The 22,690-nt window shown below is 70.2% G+C and carries 15 protein-coding genes and 2 pseudogenes; 10 read left to right on the top strand and 7 right to left on the bottom strand.

Annotated features, from left to right (window positions below):
* Positions 1-26 precede the first annotated feature (26 nt).
* Together Phou_RS19745 and murJ are read left to right on the top strand one after the other, a co-directional pair.
* On the top strand, positions 27-875 hold the full coding sequence (locus Phou_RS19745) for a hypothetical protein (RefSeq protein WP_246273626.1): 849 nt from the start codon (positions 27-29) through the stop codon (positions 873-875).
* Position 876: 1 nt separating this feature from the next.
* Complete coding sequence (gene murJ / locus Phou_RS19740; protein ID WP_173057372.1) at positions 877-2,643, top strand: murein biosynthesis integral membrane protein MurJ; 1,767 nt, start codon at positions 877-879, stop codon at positions 2,641-2,643.
* A 76-nt stretch (positions 2,644-2,719) separates the two neighbouring features.
* Here murJ and Phou_RS19735 read toward each other — a convergent pair whose 3' ends face one another.
* The gene (locus tag Phou_RS19735) at positions 2,720-4,291 is read right to left on the bottom strand and encodes a helicase HerA-like domain-containing protein (RefSeq protein WP_173057371.1); all 1,572 of its coding nucleotides are present in this window, start codon (positions 4,289-4,291) and stop codon (positions 2,720-2,722) included.
* 284 nt (positions 4,292-4,575) lie between these two features.
* Between Phou_RS19735 and Phou_RS19730 the strand changes: the two genes are divergently transcribed.
* From Phou_RS19730 to Phou_RS19705, 6 genes are all read left to right on the top strand, one after another.
* Positions 4,576-6,150 carry a protein kinase family protein gene (locus Phou_RS19730; RefSeq protein WP_173057370.1) on the top strand — a complete coding sequence of 525 codons (1,575 nt, stop codon included), beginning with the start codon at positions 4,576-4,578 and terminating at the stop codon, positions 6,148-6,150.
* Between the two features lie 9 nt (positions 6,151-6,159).
* A complete protein-coding gene (gene sigM / locus Phou_RS19725; protein ID WP_173057369.1) occupies positions 6,160-6,804 on the top strand; it encodes an RNA polymerase sigma factor SigM in 645 nt (214 codons plus the stop codon).
* Complete coding sequence (locus tag Phou_RS19720; RefSeq protein ID WP_173057368.1) at positions 6,801-7,709, top strand: RsmA family anti-sigma factor; 909 nt, start codon at positions 6,801-6,803, stop codon at positions 7,707-7,709. The genes sigM and Phou_RS19720 overlap by 4 nt, the downstream gene beginning before the upstream one ends.
* An 85-nt stretch (positions 7,710-7,794) precedes the next feature.
* Complete coding sequence (trxB, locus tag Phou_RS19715; protein ID WP_173057367.1) at positions 7,795-8,748, top strand: thioredoxin-disulfide reductase; 954 nt, start codon at positions 7,795-7,797, stop codon at positions 8,746-8,748.
* Positions 8,749-8,764: 16 nt separating this feature from the next.
* Positions 8,765-9,088, top strand: a complete 324-nt coding sequence (gene trxA / locus Phou_RS19710; protein WP_173057366.1) for a thioredoxin — start codon at positions 8,765-8,767, stop codon at positions 9,086-9,088.
* Between the two features lie 150 nt (positions 9,089-9,238).
* Complete coding sequence (locus Phou_RS19705) at positions 9,239-10,378, top strand: N-acetylmuramoyl-L-alanine amidase (RefSeq protein ID WP_173057365.1); 1,140 nt, start codon at positions 9,239-9,241, stop codon at positions 10,376-10,378.
* A 14-nt stretch (positions 10,379-10,392) separates the two neighbouring features.
* Here the strand turns inward: Phou_RS19705 and Phou_RS19700 are convergent, their stop codons facing one another.
* Entirely contained in the window at positions 10,393-11,052 is a 660-nt protein-coding gene (locus Phou_RS19700) for a GNAT family N-acetyltransferase (RefSeq protein WP_173057364.1), read from the bottom strand.
* Positions 11,053-11,292: 240 nt separating this feature from the next.
* Here Phou_RS19700 and Phou_RS19695 point away from each other — a divergent pair, with 240 nt between their 5' ends.
* Positions 11,293-12,609 carry an aminotransferase-like domain-containing protein gene (locus Phou_RS19695; protein ID WP_173057363.1) on the top strand — a complete coding sequence of 439 codons (1,317 nt, stop codon included), beginning with the start codon at positions 11,293-11,295 and terminating at the stop codon, positions 12,607-12,609.
* A gap of 8 nt (positions 12,610-12,617) precedes the next feature.
* Positions 12,618-13,571 (top strand): D-alanine--D-alanine ligase family protein, encoded by a 954-nt coding sequence (locus tag Phou_RS19690; RefSeq protein ID WP_173057362.1) that lies wholly within the window; start codon positions 12,618-12,620, stop codon positions 13,569-13,571.
* Between the two features lie 623 nt (positions 13,572-14,194).
* Here Phou_RS19690 and Phou_RS55550 read toward each other — a convergent pair.
* The 5 genes and pseudogenes from Phou_RS55550 to Phou_RS19665 form a co-directional block, all read right to left on the bottom strand.
* Positions 14,195-15,064 (bottom strand): annotated as a pseudogene (locus Phou_RS55550) (hypothetical protein); the annotation flags it as partial.
* A gap of 3,267 nt (positions 15,065-18,331) precedes the next feature.
* Positions 18,332-19,376: pseudogene (locus Phou_RS19680) on the bottom strand (ParB/RepB/Spo0J family partition protein).
* A 34-nt stretch (positions 19,377-19,410) separates the two neighbouring features.
* Complete coding sequence (locus tag Phou_RS54995) at positions 19,411-20,712, bottom strand: ParA family protein (protein ID WP_371872146.1); 1,302 nt, start codon at positions 20,710-20,712, stop codon at positions 19,411-19,413.
* A 459-nt stretch (positions 20,713-21,171) separates the two neighbouring features.
* Positions 21,172-21,933, bottom strand: a complete 762-nt coding sequence (gene rsmG, locus Phou_RS19670) for a 16S rRNA (guanine(527)-N(7))-methyltransferase RsmG (protein WP_371872145.1) — start codon at positions 21,931-21,933, stop codon at positions 21,172-21,174.
* Between the two features lie 4 nt (positions 21,934-21,937).
* Positions 21,938-22,531, bottom strand: a complete 594-nt coding sequence (locus tag Phou_RS19665) for a Jag family protein (RefSeq protein WP_173057359.1) — start codon at positions 22,529-22,531, stop codon at positions 21,938-21,940.
* Positions 22,532-22,690 lie beyond the last annotated feature (159 nt).

Here is a 22,690-nt window from a genome sequence, read left to right as displayed (position 1 = left end):
CTATCGGTGGGGCAGGATGTCACAACGTGCCGGTACCCGATGCCCTGCGGACGCTCAGTCACGATCCGGCGTTCTGGGCCGACTACTTCTTCCGCGCCCCCGCTGACCCCGATCCGGACCCCGCGGAGCTGCGCGCGACGTTCCCGATCGCCGGCGGCTACGCGCTGGTGCTGGACCTCGACCGGCAGTACGGCACGTACGCGCTCGGCCTGCGCACACCGGTGAGCCCCGAGCCGATACCGATGGCGTGGGACGACCGCTCGCGGTGGCACCCGCACGGCCTGCTCTGGCCCGAGCTGGACCTTGTGGGCCGAGTGGTGGCGCTCGACGACCCGTCGCTGCCGCACCCCGGGCTGCCGGTCGCGCTGCTGTGCCGGTTTGCGCCGATCACGCCCGAGGACGACGCCGCGGCGGTACGCGACCTGCTCGGCACCGCGCTGCGGTCGCTCCGGGTGCCGGTGCCGCCGGACGAGCAGGAGCCGCTTTTCGCGTACTCGCCGCGGGTGCTGACCGAGGACCAGGTGACCGACTACCTCGGCGTGCCGGGTGAGGGTGTGGCGGGCACGTTGCGGTACGCGGGAAGCGACGTCTTTCCCTTTGACGGCCTGGCGGAGCTGGTACGGCTGGCGCGGCTGCGGGTGGCGCGGCTGGCCGCCGAGCCGTGGTGCACCGAGCGGGTTCGCGCGCTCGCCCGGGTCGGTGACAGGGCCGCACTGCTCGACGCGCTGGAGTCGGCCGGGTGCGATCACCCCACCCTCCTCGACGCGCTCGCCGACCCGGTCGCACCCGCCGAAGCCGCCTGGGTCGTGGACGTCCTGGCGGGCGGAGTGCCCGTACCCTTGCCTCGGGACGGCAGCGATCAGAAGCGGGGTTGAGATGGGCGGCGGCCTCTATAAGAGTGCCAACGCGGGGCACAGCGCACACCAGCAGTACCCGGATGGTGCCGTGCTGATTTCCACCCAGGCGATGCCGCCCGGCATGCACCCCGCCCCCGGCCTCGAGTCCTCTCCCGATCTCGAGCCGGCCGTCGAGGTCGAGCAGGGGAGCGCGGCGAGCAACAGCGCGATCATGGCGGTCGGAAGCCTGGTCAGCCGCGGCACCGGCTTCCTCCGCACGGTGATCCTTGCCGCCGCGCTCGGCGGCGGCGCGATCAACAACGCGTACACGACCGCGCAGGTCCTGCCCGGCATCGTGTACGAGCTGCTGCTCGGCGCGCTGCTGAGCAGCACGATCATCCCGGTGCTGGTCCGGCGGCGGAAGGCTGACGCGGATCGCGGCGAGGCGTACACCCAGCGGCTCGTGACCCTCACCGTGCTGGTGCTCGGCGGCGCCGCGGTGCTCGTGACGGCGACAGCGTCGGTGTTGACCGTGCTCTACACGAGCGATAAGTCCAGCGAGGCCTTCCAGGACCTGGTCACGAAGCTCTCGTACCTGATGCTTCCGATGATCTTCTTCATCGGTGTCTCCGGCATCCTCACCGCGGTGCTGAACACGCGCGGCCACTTCGCGACGCCGATGTTCACGCCGATCCTCAACAACCTGGTCGTGATCGCGACCGGCATCGTGTACATGATCATTTACGGCGCCGAGGCGCTGCGGCCCGAGCAGATGACCACCGGTCAGATACTCCTTCTCGGCGGCGGCACGCTGCTCGGCGTCGTGATCCAGAGCGTCGGCCTGCTGCCCGCGCTGCGCAAGGTGGGCTACCGCTGGAAGTGGCGCTTCGACTTCCGCGCACTCGGCCTTCGCGAGCTCGGCCGGATCGGTGGCTGGGCGCTCTGCTACGTCGTGGTCACCCAGATCGGCCAGGCGGTCGCTATCAACCTCCTCAACCGCGCCGGGGAGGAGGACGCCGCCGGTCCAGCCATCTACAACAACGTCTTCCTTTTGATGTACATGGCGCACGGCATCATCGGCGTCTCCATCATCACGGCCCTCACCCCGCGGATGAGCTCGGCGGCGGCCGACCATCGGCATGGGGACATGGCCGCCGACCTCGCCCGCGGCACCCGCATGATCACGGCCGTCCTGACGCCGGTCGCGATCTGCTACGCGGTGCTGGCCGCGCCGATCTCCGTGGCACTGTTCCGCAGCGGTGCCTACACGCAGGAGGACGCGACCGAGACCGCGGTGGTGCTCGTCGCGACCGCGGTCGCGCTGGTGCCCTTCTCGATCAGCCAGCTCTTCACGGTCGGGCTGTACGCGCGGCAGGAGACGAAGGCCGCCGCGCTGGTCAACCTTCCGGTGGTGGGCCTGCGGATCCTCGTGCAGCTGATCGTGTTCGCGCTCTTCTCGGCGGCGTTCGCGGCGCCGGGGCTGATGTTCGCCAACGCGCTGTCGTTCGCCGCCTCGGGCCTGATCACCGCCTGGCTGATGCACCGCCGGATCGGGGCGATCGGGCTGGGCGGAATCCTTGTCACGTTCGTCAAGGTCGGCGTGGCCGCCGTCGGCGCGACAGTGGTCGGCCTCGCCGTGATGTACGTGCTGCCCGGCGGCTGGACACCCAGCAAGCCCGAGTCGCTGCTCCAGCTGGCGGTAGGCGGCGTGGCGATCGTCGGCACTTATATAGCCATCGCGCTGGGCCTGAAGGTCTCCGAGATCAACAGCGTGTTCGCGCTGGTGCGCCGCAAGATCCGCCGCTAGCCCCGCGCCGCTGCCGCCCTGCCGCACTGCTCGCGGTTGATCAGCCTGCTGGCGGCTGGCGGCGCGCGGAGTGCGGCTAGCGGCGGCGGCGTTTGGCGGTGCCGAAGATCTGTCGGGCTATTGCGGCGCCGGCGGCTGTGGCGGCGGCTCGGACGAACGACTTCGTGGCGGTGGAGCCGAGCACCTTCTCGACCATGTTGGGCTCGTCCTTTTGCGCCTTCGGTGGCTTGTCGCCCTGTGGATAACTCTGTGCGGGAGGAGCGTCGGGCGCGGTTGAGCCCTGTGGATAACTGCCTGTGGACGGCGGTGCCACGCGGGCGGCCAGCTTCTCGTACGCGGACTCCCGGTCGACCGGCTCGGCGTACTTCGGGTACAGCGACGAGCCCTTCACGGCCGCCGTCATCGCCGCGGCGTCGGCGGCGCCCATCAGCGAGCGGGGTGCGCAGAGGCGGGTCCAGGCGACCGGTGTCGGCGCACCGTTCTCCGACAGCACGGTCACGATCGCCTCACCGGTGCCGAGCTGGGTGAGCACCTCCTCCAGGTCGTACGCCGAGCGGGGGAACGTCGAGGCGGTCGCCTTGAGTGCCTTTGCGTCGTCCGGCGTGTACGCCCGGAGCGCGTGCTGCACCCGGTTGCCCAGCTGGGCGAGCACGTCAGGGTGCACGTCCTTGGGCGTCTGGGTCACGAAGAAGACGCCAACCCCCTTGGAGCGGATCAGCCGCACCGTCTGCGTGATCGACTCCAGGAAGTCCTTGGACGCGTCCTTGAAGAGAAGGTGCGCCTCGTCGAAGAAGAACACCAGCTTCGGCTTGTCGACGTCGCCGACCTCAGGCAGGTCCTGGAAGAGGTCGGCGAGCAGCCACATAAGAAAAGAGGAGAAGAGCGCCGGCTGTGCCACAACGCCGGGCAGCTCCAGGATCGAGGCCACACCCCGCCCGTCGGGTGCCGTCCGCATCAGGTCGGCGGTGTCGAACTCGGGTTCGCCGAAGAAGTCGTCCGCGCCCGCGTCGGAAAACGCCACCAGCTCACGCAGCAGGACTCCCGCAGTCTGCTTGGAGAGCCCGCCGAGCGACCGCAGTTGTTCGGCTCCCTCGTCGGAGACCAGGTACTGGATGACGGACCGCAGGTCCTTGATGTCCAGCAGCGGCAATCCGTTCGCGTCGGCGAAGTGGAAGATCAGGTTCAGGGACGACGACTGTACGTCCGAAAGCCCGAGCACCTTGGACAGAAGCACCGGGCCGAACGAGGTGATCGTCGCCCGCACCGGGATACCCGTTCCATGCCCGCCCAGCGCGTAGAACTCGACCGGGTACGCCACCGGCTGCCAGTCCTGCCCGATCTCGGCGGCCCTGGCGGTGATCTTCTCGTTAGCGGTACCGGCGACCGACATGCCCGAGACGTCGCCCTTGATGTCGGCGAGAAAAACGGGCACGCCGGCGGCGCTGAGCTGCTCGGCCATCACCTGGAGGGTCTTGGTCTTGCCGGTGCCTGTGGCGCCCGCCACCAAGCCGTGCCGGTTGAGCATGCCGAGCGGGATGCGCACCTTCGCGCCGGGATCGCCACGACCGTCCACTACGAGCGCGCCAAGGTCCAGGGCCGGCCCGTCGAAGGCGTACCCGTCGCGCACCTGTCCCGCAAGATCAGACATGGCAAAAGCGTACCTATAAGGCACTATTTGCAGGACGCTTCAAAGCGGGACGATTGCAACTTAGCGGTCAAGCCCGACTCGACGACTCGCATCAGGCCGGTTGCCACGCCAAGATGACGTGTCGAGAGGTCGCATGACCCAGGTAAGGTCGCACTCGTCGGGTGCGGGTAGCGCCTACGCTATGAGTTGTGCCTGCCGCCGGGATGCCGGCGCCGGCAAAAGCGGTCAGATCGCAAGACAGCGTGCGGGTCCACTGATCGACACGATCACCGAGGGAGGACGGGGTGACCCAGGTCGGCGAAGGTCAGGAGGCGAGCGAGAGCGCGCCTCAGGTCATGACCTTCGGTGCGCCCACCCTCGGTGAGATTCTGGCCGAGAGGTACGAGCTGGCGGAGCACATCAACAACGACAGCGCCGGCCGGCAGGTCTGGCGGGGTGTCGACGTTGTGCTCCGGCGCCCGGTCGCGGTCGTGCTGCGCTATCCCGGCGGCGACTCCGCGATGGAGATGCTGCAGGCCGCGGTCGCCGCGAGCCGCGTGATCCACCCAAGCCTCGTCGGTGTCTACGACGCGATCGACGAGGCCGACCGGGCCTATGTCGTGCGCGAGTGGGTCGACGGCGAGTCGCTGCGCGAGATCGTGGCCGAGGAGCCGCTCGACCCGACCCGCACCACCACTGTGGCGCACGCGGTCGCCGAGGCGGTCGCCGCGATGCACGCGACCGGCATGGTCCACGGCAACATCCACCCCGGCACGGTCCTGATCGGTGACGACGGCCGCGTCGTGCTCGCCGACGCGCGAGCCGACAACGCCGACACGCAAGACACCGACGTTCGGGCTATCGGTGGCGTCCTCTACTTCGCGCTCACCGGCCACTGGCCGCACGCCGAGGCCGGCCGCTCCAACCTCCCCGACGCGGTGCGCGACGCGAGCGGCGCGGTTGCCGCGCCCCGCCAGATCCGCGCGGGTGTCCCGGCGTACCTCGACGACCTCACCATGGACCTGCTCGACAGCCGCCTCGCGCTGCCGGCCGCCGACGTGCTGGCGGCCGAGCTGGGCCGGCTCGACAGCGCCGCCGACGAGCCGTATTACGAGGAGGCCGGGCCGCTGCGGTTCCTGTCCGGCCCTCGCGACGTCGCCGCGACGGTCGAGCCGGGCGGTGTGCGTCCAGAGCCCCAGCGAGCGACGCTTCGCAAGATCGCCGCAGGTGTCGCGGGGCTCCTCGCCATCGCGGTCGCCGGCCTGCTCTTCGGGATCAGCGCGCTGGGTGGCAACGGCGACTCCGACGACACGGCGTCCCCGCCGTCAAACGCACCGGCCACCTCTGGCAACGACCCCGCCACCGGCGGCGCGGTCAGCGGGCAGCCGAAAAACTTCGCGATCAGCGCCAACCAGGTGCGCATCGTCGACCCGTCGGACGGCCAGCGCAACGAGCTGGAGGGCGCCGACGCTGTCGTCGACGGCAACGAAAACACCGGCTGGGAGCCCAACGGTTACAAGTCCTCAAAGTTCGGCAACCTCAAGACGGGCATGGGCATCCTCATCGACCTCGGCGAGCCCCGCACGGTCAGCGCCGTGCACGTGACGCTCTCCAACGGTGGGGCATCCGCCGAGCTCAAGGCCGGCGGGAGCGACCCTGGCAGCAGCGCGGCGGGCGACAAGCAGGTGGTTTCCTCGTTCAAGCGCGTGGGCGACCCCTTCGAGGCGTTCGACGCGACGAAGATGAGCTTCACCGACTTCGACCCGGACCAGAAGTACCAGTACCTGCTCTTCTTCATCACCGAGATGCCTCGTACAGGTGACAGTCAGTGGCCGTTCAAGGTCGGCGTGCAGGAAATCGTGGTCGCCGGGCTGAGCTAGTGTGCAGCCGTGACCGACAGCTCGCGTAGCGACGACGAGCTGCTGCGCGCCCACGTCGACGGCGATCGGTACGCGTTCGCCGAGCTGTTCCACCGGCATCGCGACCGGCTGTGGGCCGTGGCGCTGCGTACGCTCGCCGACCGGGAGGAAGCAGCCGACGCGCTGCAGGACGCCCTGCTGTCGGCGCACCGTGCGGCGGCGCGCTTCCGTGGCGACTCGGCGGTCACCACCTGGCTGCACCGCATCGTGGTAAACGCCTGCCTCGACCGTGCCCGCCGGCGCCAGGCGCACCCCACCGTCCCGCTGCCGGACGGCTCCCGTACCGAGCACGACCGCCCTGTCGCGGTGGAGCCGGCGGCGCCCTTGGTCGACCACGACACCGCGCTCGACGTGCGGGAGGCGCTCAGCCAGCTGCCGGAGGAGCAGCGGGCGGCGCTGATCCTCGTCGACGTGCAGGGCTATCCGGTCGCCGAGGTGGCCGTGATCCTCGGCGTGGCGGAAGGCACGGTCAAGAGCCGGTGCGCACGTGGCCGGGCCAAACTGGCAGTTGTGCTGGGTCACCTTCGCGGCCGCGGTGGGAACCCGCGGTCCGGCGACCGCGTCCGAACCAGTACGGCGCAGGCGCGCACCGCGAGCGTGGAGGAAGAGAAGTGACCGGGCAGGAGTTCAGCGAGGTCGATTTCGACCTGCTCGCCGACTACGTCGGCGGTGCGCTGGACGGTACGCCCGAGGAGGCGGTCGTAGCCCGGCGCGTCGCCGAGGAGCCCGTGTGGACCGAGGCGCACGCCGCGCTTGTCGAGGCGACCGGGAGCGTGAGCACCAGCCTCGCGACCTGGGGTGAGTCGGCGGAGCCGATGCCGGCCGAGGTGGCCGACCGGATCGCCACGGCCCTGGAGCAGGAGCCGCACCGTCCAGTCTTGTCGCTCGTACCAAATGATCAAGCTGGACCGGCGCGGACCGCGTCTCGGCGGCGGCGCCGCATGCCCGGGTGGGCCGGTCCGGCGGCTGTTGCCGCTGGTGTCGCGGCGCTTGCCGGTTTCGGGCTGAGCCAGGCCGGCGGCGGGGATGCGGACGGCGGCGCCGACACTGCCGGCACCGCCGCGGAGGCACCCGCGTCCGCCCGCGACGACGCACAGCTCGGCCCGGAGATGGCTCCCTACGCGGGTGGCGCGATCCCGCTGGTGGCGAGTGGCGTCGACTACCGCGCCACGACCTTTGCGAGCGCGGGGACGCCAGGCGCCGCGAGGGCGTTGGCCAGCACCTCGGTCGCCCCCCACCAAGAGCAGGACCAGCCGAAGGTCGACCTGGGGGCGCCACCTGCGCTCGACAGGTTGCGAAACCCGACCGCGCTGGCCGCCTGCATCGACGCGATAGCGAGCGCGCACCCGACGGGCATCACCGACGTCGAGACGGTGGACTTGGCGACCTTTGAGGGGTCACCCGCCGCGATCGTGTTTTTCACCGATGGTTCCGGGGCACGGTGGATATGGGCGTCAGGTCCGGACTGTGGCGTGGCCAGGCAGGGCGCGGACACCCGCGGCAGCGCGCAGATAAGGTGAGCTGACCCACCCGGACAAGGGGTCGGGAATCATCGCGCCGCGCGATGGGTTTTCCCCTGCGCAAACAACATTACGGGAGTCGGCAGTGGACGAGGTCCGCAATCTGATCATCATCGGCTCGGGGCCGGCCGGCTACACCGCCGCGGTCTACGCCGCGCGTGCCAGCCTCAAGCCACTCGTCATCGAAGGCGCACAGTCCGGTGGCGCGCTGATGACGACCACCGACGTGGAAAACTTCCCGGGCTTTCCCGACGGCATCATGGGTCCCGAGCTGATGGACTCGATGCGCAAGCAGGCCGAGCGGTTCGGCGCCGAGTTCCTCACGGACGACGTGACCCGCGTGGAGCTCGTCGACACCGGCGGGCTCGGCTCGGCGGCGCTCCAGAAGGTGTACGTCGGCGAGACGGTGTACCAGGCGAAGGCGGTCATCCTCACGACCGGATCCGCGTGGCGGCCGCTGGGCGTCCCTGGCGAGCAGGAGCTGCTCGGCCACGGCGTCTCCTCCTGTGCCACGTGTGACGGCTTCTTCTTCCGCGGCCAGCACATCGTGGTCGTGGGCGGTGGCGACTCCGCGATGGAGGAGGCCACGTTCCTGACCAAGTTCGCGGAGACGGTGACCATCATCCACCGCCGGGACGAGTTCCGGGCCAGCAAGATCATGGCTGACCGGGCGCTCGCCAACCCGAAGATCCGCGTCGAGTGGAACTCGGTCGTCGAAGAGGTTCTCGGAGACGACGGCAAGGTAGCCGGCGTGCGCCTGCGCAACGTGCACACCGGTGAGAGCAAAGTGCTCGACGTGACGGGTGTGTTCGTCGCGATCGGTCACGACCCGCGCAGCGAGCTCTTCCGCGACCAGGTGGAGCTCGACGAGAGTGGGTACGTCGTGGTGGACGCCCCCACCACACACACCAGCGTGCCCGGCGTCTTCGCCGCGGGTGACCTGGTCGACCACACCTACCGCCAGGCCATCACCGCTGCCGGCACGGGCTGTGCCGCCGCGCTGGACGCCGAGCGGTTCATCGCATCACTGGAAGTCTGAGTTCAGGAGGGTCTTCGTGGGATCAACCAAGGCGGTCACCGACGCCAGTTTCACCAGCGACGTGCTGCAGTCTGAGACGCCCGTCCTGGTGGACTTCTGGGCCGAATGGTGCGCGCCGTGCAAGAAGGTCTCGCCGCTGCTCGAAGAGATCGCCAACGAGATGGGCGACAAGGTGCGGATCGTCAAGGTGAACATTGACGAAAACCCCGAGACCGCGCGCGCGTACCGGGTCATGTCGGTGCCCACGCTGACCGTCTTCAAGGGCGGCCAGCCGGTGCAGTCGGTGGCCGGTGCCCGCCCGAAGGGCGACCTGGTCAAGCTCATCGAGGCCGCGCTGTAACAGGCAATTGTGTCGGGGCGCTCTCTTCTGGAGGGTGCCCCGATTTTATTTGCGCCGTCCTGGGACGCTGTTTGTCGTTACCGCTGTCCGGCCGCGGGGTAACGCGGGGCGGGATAGGCTCCTGAAGCGTTCTCACCGAGGAGGTCCTCCGTGCGTCCGATCCGGCGTGGCGACCGCGGCCCAGCGGTCATTGAGATCAACCAAATCCTCGCCGAGCTCGACCTCCTGAGTGGCGGCAGCGACGAGTACGACGGCGGCACCGAGCGCGCCGTCCGCAGCTTCCAGCAGACCCGCGGCCTGTCCGTGGACGGCGAGGTCGGCGACGAGACGTGGCGCGCGCTGGACGCCGCCCGCTGGCGACTGGGCGCGCGGGCGCTCTACCACGCGATGCCCGAGCCGCTCGTCGGCGAGGACGTCCGCGCACTCCAGGAGCGACTGTTGGAGATGGGATACGACGTGGGTCGCGCCGACGGCATCTTCGGTCCCAACACCGCGCGGTCGGTGGCGCAGTTCCAGCGTGAGGTGGGCCTGCAGCCCGACGGGGCGTGCGGGCCGCAGACAATGCACGCGCTGAAGCGGCTCGGTCGCAAGGTGGTGGGCGGCCGGCCGCAGTGGCTGCGCGAGGCGGAGGCTTTCCGCCGCTCGGGGCCCAACCTGATCGGAAAGGTCATCGTCATCGACCCCGGCCACGGCGGCTCCGACCCCGGCATCGTCGTGCCGGACGGGCCTCTGCGGTGGACCGAGGCCGACCTGGCGTTCGACATGGCGGCGCGGCTGGAGGGGCGGTTGGCGGCGGCCGGCATGCGGGTGCACCTGACCCGAGGTCCTGGCGGCGGGCCGGCGTTGAGCGATCTCGCCCGCGCGGACCTGGCCAACGAGCTGGGCGGCGACCTCTTCATCTCGCTGCACATCGACGGCCACGCCAACCCGGAGGCCGAGGGCGTCGCGGCGTTCCACTACGGCACGGGTAACGGCGTGACCTCCACTGTGGGGGAGCGGTTGGCCGGCCTCGTGCTGCGCGAGATCGTCAAGCGCACCGGCCTGCTCAACTGCCAGACCCAGCCGAAGACGTGGGAGCTGCTGCGGCTGACCCGCATGCCGGCTGTGCGCGTCGACGTGGGCTACCTGACGTCGCCCGCCGACCGGGAGCGCCTGATCGACCCGGGCTTCCGCGACCGCGTGGCGGAGGCGGTCGTGGCCGCGGTCCAGCGCATGTACTTCCCGATGGAGGCCGATGTGCCGACCGGGTCGATCGACGTGCGGCAGCTGCGGGCAGCGGCGGTGTCCTGAGCCTTTGCCCGGATTTAACCGGGCAAAGAGCGTGTAGCCGGGCGGACCGGACGCAGGAGGCTTTCCGGGCTCATCGACCCGAGCAGCTTCTCCAGCGCGTACTCCACGTCGGACTTCCACGACAGCGCGGTGCGCAGCTCCAGCCGCAGCCTCGGAAAGCGCGGGTGCGGTCGCACCGTCTTGAAGCCCACCGACAGGAAGAAGTCGGCCGGCGCGAGGCAGCCGTCTTCTCCGTCGCCGGACTCGCCGTACTTCGCGTCGCCGAACGCCTCGATCGCCTTGATGCCGCGCTTGGTGAGATCGCGGGCGACGCCCTGGACGAGCATGCGCCCCAGACCGCCGCCGGCGAACGCCGTGACGATGTGCGCGGTCATCAGCAGCGCCGCGTCGGCCGAGACCGGCGAGGTGGGAAACGCCATCGAGCGGGGCACGTAGGCCGGCGGCGCGTACATGACGAAGCCGGCGGGCATTCCGTCCACGTACGCCAACTTGCCGCAGGAGCCCCACTCCAGCAGCGTCTGGGATACCCACGCTTCTTTTTCGAGGCCGGGGTCACCGGCGGCGCAGGCGCGCTCGGCGGCCACCGGGTCCAGCTCCCAGAACACGCATGCGCGGCATGGGCGTGGAAGGTCCTCGAGCGTGTCGAGCGTCAGACTGACCAAGCGTCGCGACATTGCCAGATCCTCATCGAATCGATTGCAGCCACGCGCCGCCTCCTTGCCCCCGACAGCAGATCGTACGCCGGAACTTCGCGTCAGGGGAGAGGTCGGGCAACACGCCACTCGGAGGCCCGCAATGTGGAACCGGTCGGGGGTAACTAGAGGCGTGGATTGAGTCTCGGGATTACGATCGATCGGCCAGCACTGTCGCTGCGCCCCTTCTGATCGAATCCTCCCGCCAGAGGCAGGTGAGTCATGACCGGCACGACGCTTGACGACTATACCGATCGCTACGCCCGACGGGTCCGCGGCATGACGGCATCGGAGATCCGTGCCCTCTTCGCCGTGGCCAGCAGGCCGGAAGTCGTCTCGCTCGCCGGTGGTGCTCCCTACGTGGCCGCTCTCCCGCTCGACGCGGTGGGGGAGATGCTCGGCAAGCTCGCCGCCGACCACGGCCCCACCACCCTGCAGTACGGGATCGGTCAGGGCACGCTCGAGCTGCGCGAGCGGATCTGTGAGGTGATGGCGCTCTCCGGCATCGACGTCGGCTGCGGCGCATCCCCCGAAGACGTGGTGGTGACCGTCGGCGGGCAGCAGGCGCTCGACCTGGTGGCCCGCATCTTCCTCGACCCGGGCGATGTCGTGCTCGCCGAGGGCCCGACGTATGTGGGGGCCCTCGGCGTCTTCCAGGCCGCGCAGGCGCAGGTCGTGCACGTGCCGATGGACGACGACGGCATCCTGCCCGAGGCGCTGGAGCAGGCGATCGCCGAGGTCGCGCGGTCGGGGCGGCGGGCGAAGTTCCTGTACACGATTCCCACTTTCCAAAACCCGGCCGGCGTGACGCTGACCGAGGAGCGGCGCGAGCGGGTGCTCGACATCTGCGAGCGTGCGGGGCTGCTGGTGGTGGAGGACGACCCGTACGGGCAGTTGAGCTTCGACGGCGACGCGCCCGCGCCGCTGCGCTCCCGCCGCCGCGACGGGGTTTTCTACCTGAGCACGTTTTCGAAGACGTTCGCGCCGGGCATGCGGGTGGGCTGGATCCTCGCCCCCCACGCGGTGCGGGAAAAGCTCGTCATCGCCAGCGAGGCGCAGATCCTGTGCCCGAGTGCGTACGCGCAGGCGGCCGTCACCACGTACCTCGCGACCATGCCGTGGCGCGAGCAGCTGAAGACGTACCGGGAGATCTACCGGGAGCGGCGCGACGCGCTGCTGGCCGGCCTCGCGGACCTCATGCCGGCCGGCACCACCTGGACCGAGCCGAAGGGTGGCCTCTTCGTGTGGGCGACCCTCCCCGAGGGCCTCGACGCGAAGGCGATGATGCCGCGGGCAATCGCCGCCCGCGTGGCGTACGTGCCGGGCACCGGCTTCTACGCCGACGGCACGGGTGCGGGGCACATGCGGCTCAACTTCTCGTTCCCGCCGCCCGAGCGCATCCGCGAGGGCGTGCGCCGGCTCGCTGGCGTGATGGAGCAGGAGTTGGCGATGCGGCAGGTGTTCGGCGCGGTGAGCGGGCTCGCCGCGCGCCGGCGGGGGCAGGCCGCGGCCGACGCCCCTGACCCCGGCTTGGCATGATCTGAGGCATGAATACGGACCTTCGCGTCCTCGTCCTCGCCGGCGGCCTCTCGTATGAGCGGGACGTATCCCTCAAGTCCGGGCGCCGCGTGCTCGACGCGCTGCGCGGCGCCGGCATCGAGGCGGACCTGCGCGACGCTGACGTATCGCTGCTGCCCGCCGTGCAGGCCGATCCACCCGACGCCGTCGTGATCGCACTGCACGGCGCGACCGGGGAGGACGGCTCCCTGCGCGGCGTGCTCGACCTGTGCGACGTGCCCTATGTGGGCTGCGACGCGCGTTCCGCCCGCCTCGCGTGGGACAAGCCGTCCGCGAAGGCGGTGCTGCGCGAGGCCGGCATCCCCACGCCGGACTGGGTGGCGCTGCCGCACGACCGCTTCTCGGAGCTGGGCGCCGTGGCGGTGCTCGACCGGATCGCCGAGCGGCTGGGGCTGCCGCTGATGGTCAAGCCCGCGCAGGGCGGATCGGGCCTGGGCGCCGCGGTGGTCCGGGACGCGACGGCACTGCCGGCCGCGATGGTGGGTTGTTTCGCGTACGACTCGACGGCGCTGGTCGAGCGGTACGTGGCCGGCATGGACGTGGCGGTATCCGTGATCGACCAGGGCGAGGGGCCCCAGGCACTGCCCGCCGTCGAGATCGTGCCGCGCAACGGGGTGTACGACTATGCCGCTCGCTACACCGCCGGCCTCACCACCTGGCACGCTCCCGCGCGACTGGACCCGGCGGTGGCGGGCGTGGTGGCGGACACGGCGATCGCGGCACACGAGGCACTGGGGCTGCGCGACCTTTCCCGCGTCGACATGATCGTCGACCGGGAGGGCCGCCCTCATGTCCTGGAGGTGAACGTCTCACCCGGCATGACCGAGACGTCGCTGCTTCCACTGGCGGTACAGGCCGCCGGCCTCGACTTCGGCAAGCTGCTGTCGACGCTGGTGGGGCGGGCCGCACGCCGCGGCGGTTGAGCCCTTAATCCGCAGCGCCCCCGTACCGGTTCGCCGGTGCGGGGGCGCTCTGTTTTGGTTCGCGTTTTTGGTTCGCGCGTCTTTTGGTCGTGCGGGTGTGCTTGGTGCTTGGGGTCAGGTCGGCGGTTCCTTGGTGCTCGGCCTTGGTGCCTTGGGCGGTGGCTGCTCGGGCTTGCTGCCTCGTGCGGTGGCCGCCGCTCGGGTGCTTTGGGCTCGGGTCAGGTTGGCGCGCCTTGGTGTTCGGGCTTGCTGCCTTGGGCGGTGGTCTGGTCGCCTGATCTGGCGGCTGGCACAGTGGGCGCGGCCGGGTTTTGGCGAGCCAGGTCGACGGTGGCGGCTTCGGCGTCGTCCGCTCCTGGTGCAGTTTGGGTGGCGGTGCTCGCCTGGCTGGGGATGGCGGTTTTTCGTTCTTCCGCTCGTGCCGCGTGTGCTGTCGCGCCTTGTGCGTGCGCCGTCGGCGGGCCGGCCGCGGCTTGTCCGGCGGTTGTGTTTTCTGCCGGTGCTTGGTTGGCAGGGGTCGCGATTGTGGTCGCTCGGTCCGCTGCTGGCGCAGGTGCTGTTGTCCCGAATGCTGTTGTTGTTGCCCCGCCTGCTGCTGCCCCGCCTGCTGTCGACGCTTGCGTAGGTGCCGCCTGCGTGGTTGCCGCGCCTGCTTTTGGCGTGTGCGCAGTCGCCGTGTGGGCGGTGGCGCCGTCTGTCGTTGTGCTGCCGGGCGTTGGGCGGTCTGTTGTGGTGTTGCCCGCCGTCGTCGCTCCGTTGGCCGCCGGGCCGTCGGTCGCGTCGTCGGTCGCCGCGTCGTCGGTGGCTTCGTCGGCTGGTGCCTCAATGAGCGCCACGGACGTGTCGTCGGACTCGGCCTGCAACGCCAGACTCGCTGCTTCCGCCTCTGCCTGCTGGACCAGACTCGACGGCGCTTGCCACTCGATCCGCGGCGGCTCGGCGAGCGGCCTGCCGCCGAACTCCGCCAACCACGCCGCGACAAGCGCCAGGTTTTCCCGCCAAGTCGACTCGGGGATCGGTGGAAGGATGTCGTCCCACAGCGACAGGAAGGTGCCGCGCAGCTGCAGCCGCCCGTACGGCCGGGCCAGGAACCACATGTGCAGATGTGCCGACCCGTCACCCCACCGGTTGACGTGGACCCGCGCGACGCCGTCGAGCGAGCGGACGGCGCGCTCCAGCCGCACCGTCATCACGCCGAGCTCGGCCGCCAACAGGTTGGGCAGGTCGCCCAGATCGAGGTGCGAGCGGGACTCCAGGATGAGCACCATCGGCAGTCCGGTGGGCCGGTCCATGGCGCGCACACGCCATCGCTCGCTGACCCAGATGTACGCCTCGTCGGGTGCGCTGCACGCGCTGCAGTCGGCTGCGTCCTCACCCTTACGCGCCGGCTCTTTTGCCACCGGTGCGTCGAGTTGCTTGACCCGCAGGTCGCCCTCGAAAGGGAAGGAGGGCCACTTCGTGAAGTCAGGAACGGGGGATGCTGTGTCTGGCACGAGGCTGACCCTAACGGAGTTCAGGACCGCTGTCCTTCCCCGTTTCGGGCGGACGCCACCGTCTCTGTCCACAGGCAACCACCCACCCCGACCGGCCCTTTCTCTCGAATCCGGTCTAGCTGTGGATAACCTCTGTGGATTGTGAGCGCCGTCGTTTCACGTGAAACGGGGGCCTGCTGGGTGGCGGTGGTCACCCTCGCCGTTTCCCGTGAAACAGGAACCGCTCGTTGAGGGCTCGCCAGCAGTGGAGCCGGTGGTTGGGCGCGGTGGCCCGCTTGCTTCTCGTGCGGTGGCGGCGGCTCGTGCCGTCACTCGGATGGGGGAAGCGTGGCGGGGATGGCTAGGCGGTCGAGATGCCCGTCGCGAGGTTCACGGCTCGTGAGTGGACGATGCTGTGGCTATCGTCGCCGGCCTTAAGACGGCCATCGGCTCCTGGCCGGGACATTGTCTGGGCGAGCGGACTGAGCCGGTGGTGTCGCGCGGGTCTGCGATCGTCCGCGCTGCCGTCGTAGCTGTGCCGCCCTTGTCGTCCGCATCCGTCGACTCGCTGTCGTGCGGCTGGCCGTGACGGGGCGCTGTCGACTGTGCGGCGACCTTCGAGTTTGAAGGTTCTGGCTGCTTCCTCGGCTTCCCCCTTTCTGCTGCCTCGTCGTGGTGGGCTGCGAGCAGCAAGGCGACTAGCCGGCCCGGCGCATAGCTCGGTGATGTACCGACGTCGCCGGTTCCCACTCGGTCAGGCCGCTTCGCCCCGGCGGCTTGGGCGCGAAGCGTTCCTGGCCGAGGGTGGGGTCGCGGCGAAGCGCGCCCGCGGCGATCTCATCGTCGACTGTGACACTCTCGACAGATCCTGTTAGTCGAACCGGCGGCCGAAGCACCGGCCGTTGCCAATCGCCTGCCGCAGGATCGTCGGCCTCAACTCCGCGACCCAACTCGGTCGTTGGGTCGGCTCGGTCCGGGCGGCGGCGGACGCAGACGGCGATGCCCAACAGGTCGCCTCACTTGAGTAGGCGTCTTGGGGAAGCAGTAGCGCCGGCCCTTCTTCGGCCGGCAACCCACATGGGTGACACGCCGCTCTGTCTACCGAGCACGCCACTGTCGCCTGGCTCCCGGAGGATGCCGGGCGCGCCACTGGACGGGAGATGCCACGCTGCCGTGGTTTCGCACCCAGCTCGGCGGCTGTGGAACGTCCCATCATCTCGGCGGCATGCCGGATGGGGAGACACCGTCCAATGCGCATGGGCGGCCGCCAGTTCTGCCTTCCGCTGGGCATTCCTCAGTGGCGGGGCGATGTCGGCCACGCGGCGACGCCTCAGCTGTCCGGTGGCACGGGCGGACCGGAGTTACGGCGAGGGGACGCATCCTCCTCGTCGCTTTAGGACTCGCCGGCCGACTGCTCGATGTTTCACGGGAAACACGGTGATCCACTTACTTGGACTCGTTGCGCGACTATCCGACTCCCAGTCCCGCCGGACGGTCGCAACGTCCGCCAGGCAGACCCGCGCCCTCGGTGGCGGTCGCTGCGACCCGGCCGCTTCGAGCCGGCCGACGAGCGAGGCGATCGGTGGTCGCCTGTCCGGCCGAGACCTCTTTGCGTCGAGGTCCCGCGACGCCCGAGACCTCCCAGGAGCGAAGGCGCTCCACAGTGCGGGGCGGGCCTACAGACGGGGGTTCCAATGCAGATGGTGGTTGCCAGTCGCGCGCTCGGAACTGGCGAAGCTCCTCCGAGAGTGACCGGGCGCCGCCACGGAGCCGGCGGCCGCCGAACCGAGGACGACCACAACGTCGACGAGGACGGGCTGCAGCACCACGGTCGGCGTTGGACCACTGCGTCCACCCATCTGCCAACGGCCGTCATGACGGTGGATCGTCCTCCCGACCGGACGGTTGCCGGCGTCGTCCTGGGGCACTGATCTTTCTCCAGGGTGCGGTGCGGCGGCCTACGTGAGAGGCCGCATCACCAGGGGCAGTCGGGCTGAGGTCAACGCAGAGCAGAACGCACCGCTCGGACATGCGCCCCGCGGCGCTCGCGCAGCGAGGCCCCGCCGGCGGCCACACCGCCGTTACGAGCCGAGACATCAAGCTCCCGTCGACGGACTTGCCGAGACGACTGACTAAGAGGAGCCGACAGGCCGTGCACACACCTGAACCGGAACCACGGAAACGCGAAGCTCAGACAGCGGCGGCCACAGGCGCCGCGCCGCCGATGTTTCACGGGAAACCGGAAGCCACGTGTTCTTGGAAGGCTCCGACGCACGGCGACACTGAGGCGGCTCAGTGACAAAGACTGCGGCAGTGCGTCGGGCCAACCGGCGCAAGGTTTGGCACGAGCCGCGACGCCGCCGAGTTGGTCGGGGCCAGCGGCGTGGCCCGCGCCGTCGAACATCCCACCCCGTCCTACTGCGAGCACGTGCACGCCGGCAACCCAAGCACGGCACCGGACCTTTCGGTGGGCGGCCCAGCAGACTGGGCCTGGACGATCCGCCCCGTCGGCAGCGTGAGTCCCACGATCCATCCGGTCCACAGGGCGCCGGTAGCAACGCGTCAGCGAGGTCTCGCGGTCGCTCGGTCGACTGAGCAACCGCAGGGAACCCGTAGGGCTTGCTGAAGCTGGCGACCTGCTGCGACCGAGAGTCGCGGCGGTAGCCACCAGACCTGGCCACCCTGCCGGCCGGGTCACCAACAGCTGAAGGCTGCCGGCACACAGAAGAACGTGGCCACCGCCTGCCGACGAACGGCCGCAGGCCAAGAGAGCCGAGGTGGTTCCGATGCGTTCAACTGGTCGTCCCGACGAGCCGTCCGCAGCCACACACCGAGCTTCTCAGCCGGGCGGCGGGGTACTCACAAGCGCGGGCAGAGACGCCGACACCGGAGGGTCAGACCACGCCCGATAGGAAGGTCGCAGCCACGAGACTCCGGGTGGCGCAGAAACGAGCCAAGCCAAGACCGAAGCGCGGCGCCAACCGTCGCCCGCACCCATGCCCGCCCGAGTGCCATTCCGACGAGCTCCGTGCCGCCGGCCGACCGGGACGAGTGTTCACGTGGAACGGTCCCTCCCCGAAAGCACCGGTGGCCCGAACCACGAACCGCGCCGACACCGACGAGAGGGCCGCTCCGGCCACCGGCGCACGCCGCGCCCGACCCAGCCCCAAGGACGGCCACAACCCCCGCAAGATCGCGGCCGCACGCGGCCCGCCGGCGTTTCACGTGAAACGGCGACGGCCGCGAACCCGCCCGGGTTCGCGGCCGTCGAGAAGCCGGGGGAGTGGCCTACTCCGGAGGCTGCTCCGTGCGCTCAACGCCGATGATCCCGACGATGCGCTCAAGGTCGTCGACCGTCGCGAACTCGATCGTGATCTTCCCCTTGCTGCGGCCGATGTCGACCTTCACGCGGGTGTCGAAGCGGTCGGACAGGCGTTCGGCCAGATCGCTCAGGGCGGGGGCGTGTGCCTTGACCCGCCGCTTGGCCGGCTTCGCCTCGGGTCCTGGGCCCTCGGCGACGGCCAGGGCGACGAGCTCCTCCGTCGCGCGGACCGAGAGGCCCTCGGCCACGATGCGCAGAGCCAGGTCTTCCTGGGCGCTGGCGTCCTCGAGGCCGAGCAGTGCCCGGGCGTGGCCCGCGGACAGCACGCCTGCCGCCACCCGCCGCTGTACCTGTGCCGGCAGGTTCAGGAGCCGGATGGTGTTCGAGATCTGCGGGCGGCTCCGGCCGATGCGCTTGGCCAGCTCCTCGTGCGTCGCCCCGAACTCCTCCAGCAGCTGCTGGTACGCAGCCGCCTCTTCAAGCGGGTTCAGGTTGGCGCGGTGGATGTTTTCCAGGAGCGCGTCCCGGAGCATTGCGTCGTCGCGGGTGTCGCGGACGATGGCCGGGATCGTGTCGCGGCCGGTCGCCTGGGCGGCTCGCCAGCGGCGCTCGCCCATGACGAGTTCGTACTTCTCGCCGTCGAGCTCGCGCACCACGATCGGCTGGAGGAGGCCCACCTCCTGGATCGAGGTCTTGAGCTCCTCCATCGCCTCTTCGTCGAAGACGTGCCGCGGCTGCTTCGGGTTGGGCACGATCGAGCCGACCGGGATCTCGGCGAAGCGGGCGCCGGGCACCGGGGCGAGGTGGCTCGTGGCGCCGGGAGTGACGGCGAGCTCAGGGGGGGCACGTGCGCCGGCGGGGCGCTGGCCGGAGCCACCTCAGCCACCTCAGCCACGTCGGGTGGCGACGTGGTCTCGTCAGCCGCCGGTTCGCCACCCGACGGCTGCGGGGGCGCGGTGGGGATCAAGGCCCCAGGCCGCGTCCGAGCCCGCCGCGCGGACGGTTCTTCATGCCCCACTCTCCCGATCATCGCCGAACGGCTGCCTCACGCCGCTCCTCCCAGTTTGACCCCACGCTCCGCGATCTCCTGAGCGGCCTCGAAGTAGCTCGTGGCACCGCGCGAACCGGGATCGTAGGTCATGACCGACTGGCCGTAGCTGGGCGCCTCCGACACGCGGACGTTGCGCGGGATGACCGCGTGCAGCACCTTCTCGCCGAAGTGGTTGCGCACGTCCTGCTCGACGGCGTCGGCCAGGCGGGTGCGGCGGTCGTACATGGTCAGCAGGATCGTCGAGACGTCGAGCGTCGGGTTCAGGTGCTGCTTGACGAGGTTGATGTTGTTGATCAGCTGGTTGAGGCCCTCAAGCGCGTAGTACTCGCACTGGATCGGGATCAGCACCTCTTGGGCGGCGACCAACGCGTTGACCGTCAGCAGGCCCAGCGAAGGCGGGCAGTCGATGAAGACGTAGTCGAACTTTTCCGGGTGCGCCGAGATCGCGCGGGACAGCCGGGACTCGCGGGCGACGACCGAGACGAGCTCGATCTCGGCGCCGGCAAGGTCGATCGTCGCGGGTACGCACCAGAGGTTGGGGATGCCTTCGACCGCCTGAGCAACGTCGGCCAGCGGCACGTTGTCGATCAAGCAGTCGTACACGTCGGGGATGCCCGCGTGGTGCGGCACGTTGAGCCCCGTGGAGGCGTTGCCCTGCGGGTCGAGGTCGACCACGAGCACCCGATTGCCGTGGAGGGCTAGCGCCACGGCCAGGTTCACGGTGGTCGTGGTCTTACCGACGCCGCCCTTCTGGTTTGCCACGCACATGATCCTGGGGTGAGCGGGCCGCGGCATGGTGACCTCGCCACTCGGATTCAGGATCTGGACTGCGCGCATTGCCTCCATAGCCAACGGTGGATCATCCTCTTCACGTGATGGGGTTTCACGTGAAACGTACGCGTCAACCCCTCCTTCATCCCCGTAAGTGCTGGTCGGCGGCGTGGGCGTGTCGGCCTGTTGCGCTGGAGAAGGCGCCGGAGAAGGCGACGGCGACGCAGCCGGGACCGGCTTGACCGACGCGGTCGCGCGGGCGGGAGGCGGACCGGCAGGGGATTGGGCCGGTGGTGCCGAGGACGGCGCGGATGGCTGCGGGCGCGGCGTGGGGGCCGGGCGGTGATGCGGGTCGTCGGGCGCGCCGGTGGGGTAACCCGCTGGCGGCTGAGGCGAACGCTCTGGCACTGCTGACCTCCCGGTGGCCGGACCCGGCACGCCGTCGTGGCGTGCGGTGCGGTCGTAGCCGCTGCCGGCGCGTGGCTGTGGCACGGCGTGTGGGTCGACCCCACCCTGTGCGGCCATTGGCGCACCTCCGTACCCAGGAACGCCCCGACCGACGGACCAGCCTTCGTAGTCGGTTCCACGTGAAACGGCGGCACCGCCCGCGCGGTAGCCGCCGGGTTGGCTCAACCCCAAATCGTCGTACCTACCGTTGTCCTGCACCGTGTCATCCCTGTCCACTTCGGATGGGTCGGCCATAACAGCACTCGCGCCCAGATGCCCCGGCGACGCGTCCGGCCCGAGGGGCAGCGGGGGATGCTGCCGCACTGAAGCCGACGCCGGTTCCACACTATCGACGCGCGGCCAGCCTACGGCCGATGGGCGCGTGAGGCCATTGGTGTCCGACACATGAGCCTGACTGGAGTCACTCGGCGGTACGACATACAGGAGAAAGCCGCATACACGCCTCAGCACGCCACCAAGAATTGGCACCGCGTCCGGCGGCCATCCGACACCAACAGTCCTCGGCCGCCCGACCATCTAACCCCTCCGCGCTCTACCCCCACGCGCGGCGCCACCGTCCGATGTAGACCGGCGGCTCGCCCCCCGCGATGCCTTTGACCGTGCCGGCCCGACGGCGCGCTCCCGGACGATCTCCACGACGGTCGTCGGCGGGTCGACGAGACCGACCCCGCATCGCCGTACGACCGGCGTGGCACCGCCCAGCCGACCGACCGCGTCACGGTGTTCCGCAACCTCGTCGGCGGCCGAGGCGCCCTTGAGCGCGAGCAGCCGCCCACCGATGGCGGCGAGGGGTAGACACCAACCTGCGAGTCGATCGAGTGGCGCGACCGCCCGAGCGGTGACGATGTCGGCGGGACTCCTCCCGGCGAGCTCCTCGGCCCGCGCCCGGACCACTTCCACGGTCCGGTCGAGGTCGAGCTCCGTCACCACCTCCGCCAGGAAGGCGGTCCGTCGTGCCAGTGGCTCGACCAGGGTGACCATAAGGTCGGGCCGGGCCACAGCAAGCACGATACCGGGCAAACCGGCACCGGACCCCACGTCTACGACAGAAGCCCCCTTCGGGATCAGCTCGGCTACCGCGGCGCAGTTGAGCAGGTGGCGATCCCATATGCGGGGAGCTTCCCGCGGGCCGATGAGGCCGCGGACGACCCCTTCGGTCGCGAGCAGCTCCGCGTAGGCGACAGCGACGTCGAGCCGGTCGCCGAAGAGGTCACGGGCCGGGGCAGACAGCGGCCCGGGTGGCAAGCCACCCGGGCCGGTTTCGTGATCGTGAGACACGTGGCTAGTCGGTGACCGGGCGTACGACGATGCGCCGGTTGGGCTCCACGCCCTCCGACTCGCTCTCCACGCCGGCGAGCGCGTTGACCACGTCGTGCACGCACTTGCGCTCGAACGCGGACATCGCCTCCAGGCGCACCGGCTCGCCGTACTCCTTCACCTTCTCCACGGCGTTCTTGGCGACCGCAGCGAGCTCCTTGCGCCGGTTGGCCCGGTAGCCACCGACGTCGAGCAGCAGCCGGCTGGGGGTGCCGGTCTGCCGGAAGACGGCCAACCGGGTCAGCTCCTGGAGCGCCTCCAGCGTGGCGCCACGCTGACCGACCAGCGGCTGCAGGCGCCCGCCGACCACCTCGACGACCGGCCGGCCGGCGGAGACCAGCTCGTCGATGTCGCCGTCGTAGTCGAGGATGTCCAGCAGGCCCTCCACGTAGTCCGCGGCGATCTCGCTCTGCCGGAAGAGATCCGTGTCGCTGGGGGCGGCGTCCGCCTCCTTGGCGTCGTCGTCCTCCCCGTCCTCGACCGCTTCAGTCTTGGCGTCCAACTCGTCGTCGAGGGACTGGTCGGTCTGGGGAACGCTGGTGTCGGTCACCGGTCTCATCTCCGTACTCGTTCGGCTGGACCGTCTCCGGTCCGCTGGTTTCCCGCGGCGGGCGAGTGTTGCCTGCGTCCACGGGCACGTCTGTTGTCGGCGCGGCTTTGCGGCTGCCGGGGGAGCGCCCACGGTGCCCGCCGACCGAAGCCGGCGGGCACCGGTCGC

The sequence above is a fragment of the Phytohabitans houttuyneae genome (assembly GCF_011764425.1).
GTDB lineage: Bacteria > Actinomycetota > Actinomycetes > Mycobacteriales > Micromonosporaceae > Phytohabitans > Phytohabitans houttuyneae.
The sequence above is the reverse complement of the archived record's forward strand: the minus strand, read 5'-3'. Positions and strand labels throughout refer to the sequence as shown.

Bases quoted from the DNA above. Each gene is read 5' to 3' on its own strand.
- Phou_RS19735 (WP_173057371.1), bottom strand. From the start codon at position 4,291: ATGTCTGATCTTGCGGGACAGGTGCGCGACGGGTACGCCTTCGACGGG.
- Phou_RS19695 (WP_173057363.1), top strand. From the start codon at position 11,293: ATGACCGGCACGACGCTTGACGACTATACCGATCGCTACGCCCGACGG.
- Phou_RS19665 (WP_173057359.1), bottom strand. From the start codon at position 22,531: ATGAGACCGGTGACCGACACCAGCGTTCCCCAGACCGACCAGTCCCTC.
- Phou_RS54995 (WP_371872146.1), bottom strand. From the start codon at position 20,712: ATGGCCGCACAGGGTGGGGTCGACCCACACGCCGTGCCACAGCCACGC.
- murJ (WP_173057372.1), top strand. From the start codon at position 877: ATGGGCGGCGGCCTCTATAAGAGTGCCAACGCGGGGCACAGCGCACAC.
- Phou_RS19690 (WP_173057362.1), top strand. From the start codon at position 12,618: ATGAATACGGACCTTCGCGTCCTCGTCCTCGCCGGCGGCCTCTCGTAT.
- Phou_RS19700 (WP_173057364.1), bottom strand. From the start codon at position 11,052: ATGTCGCGACGCTTGGTCAGTCTGACGCTCGACACGCTCGAGGACCTT.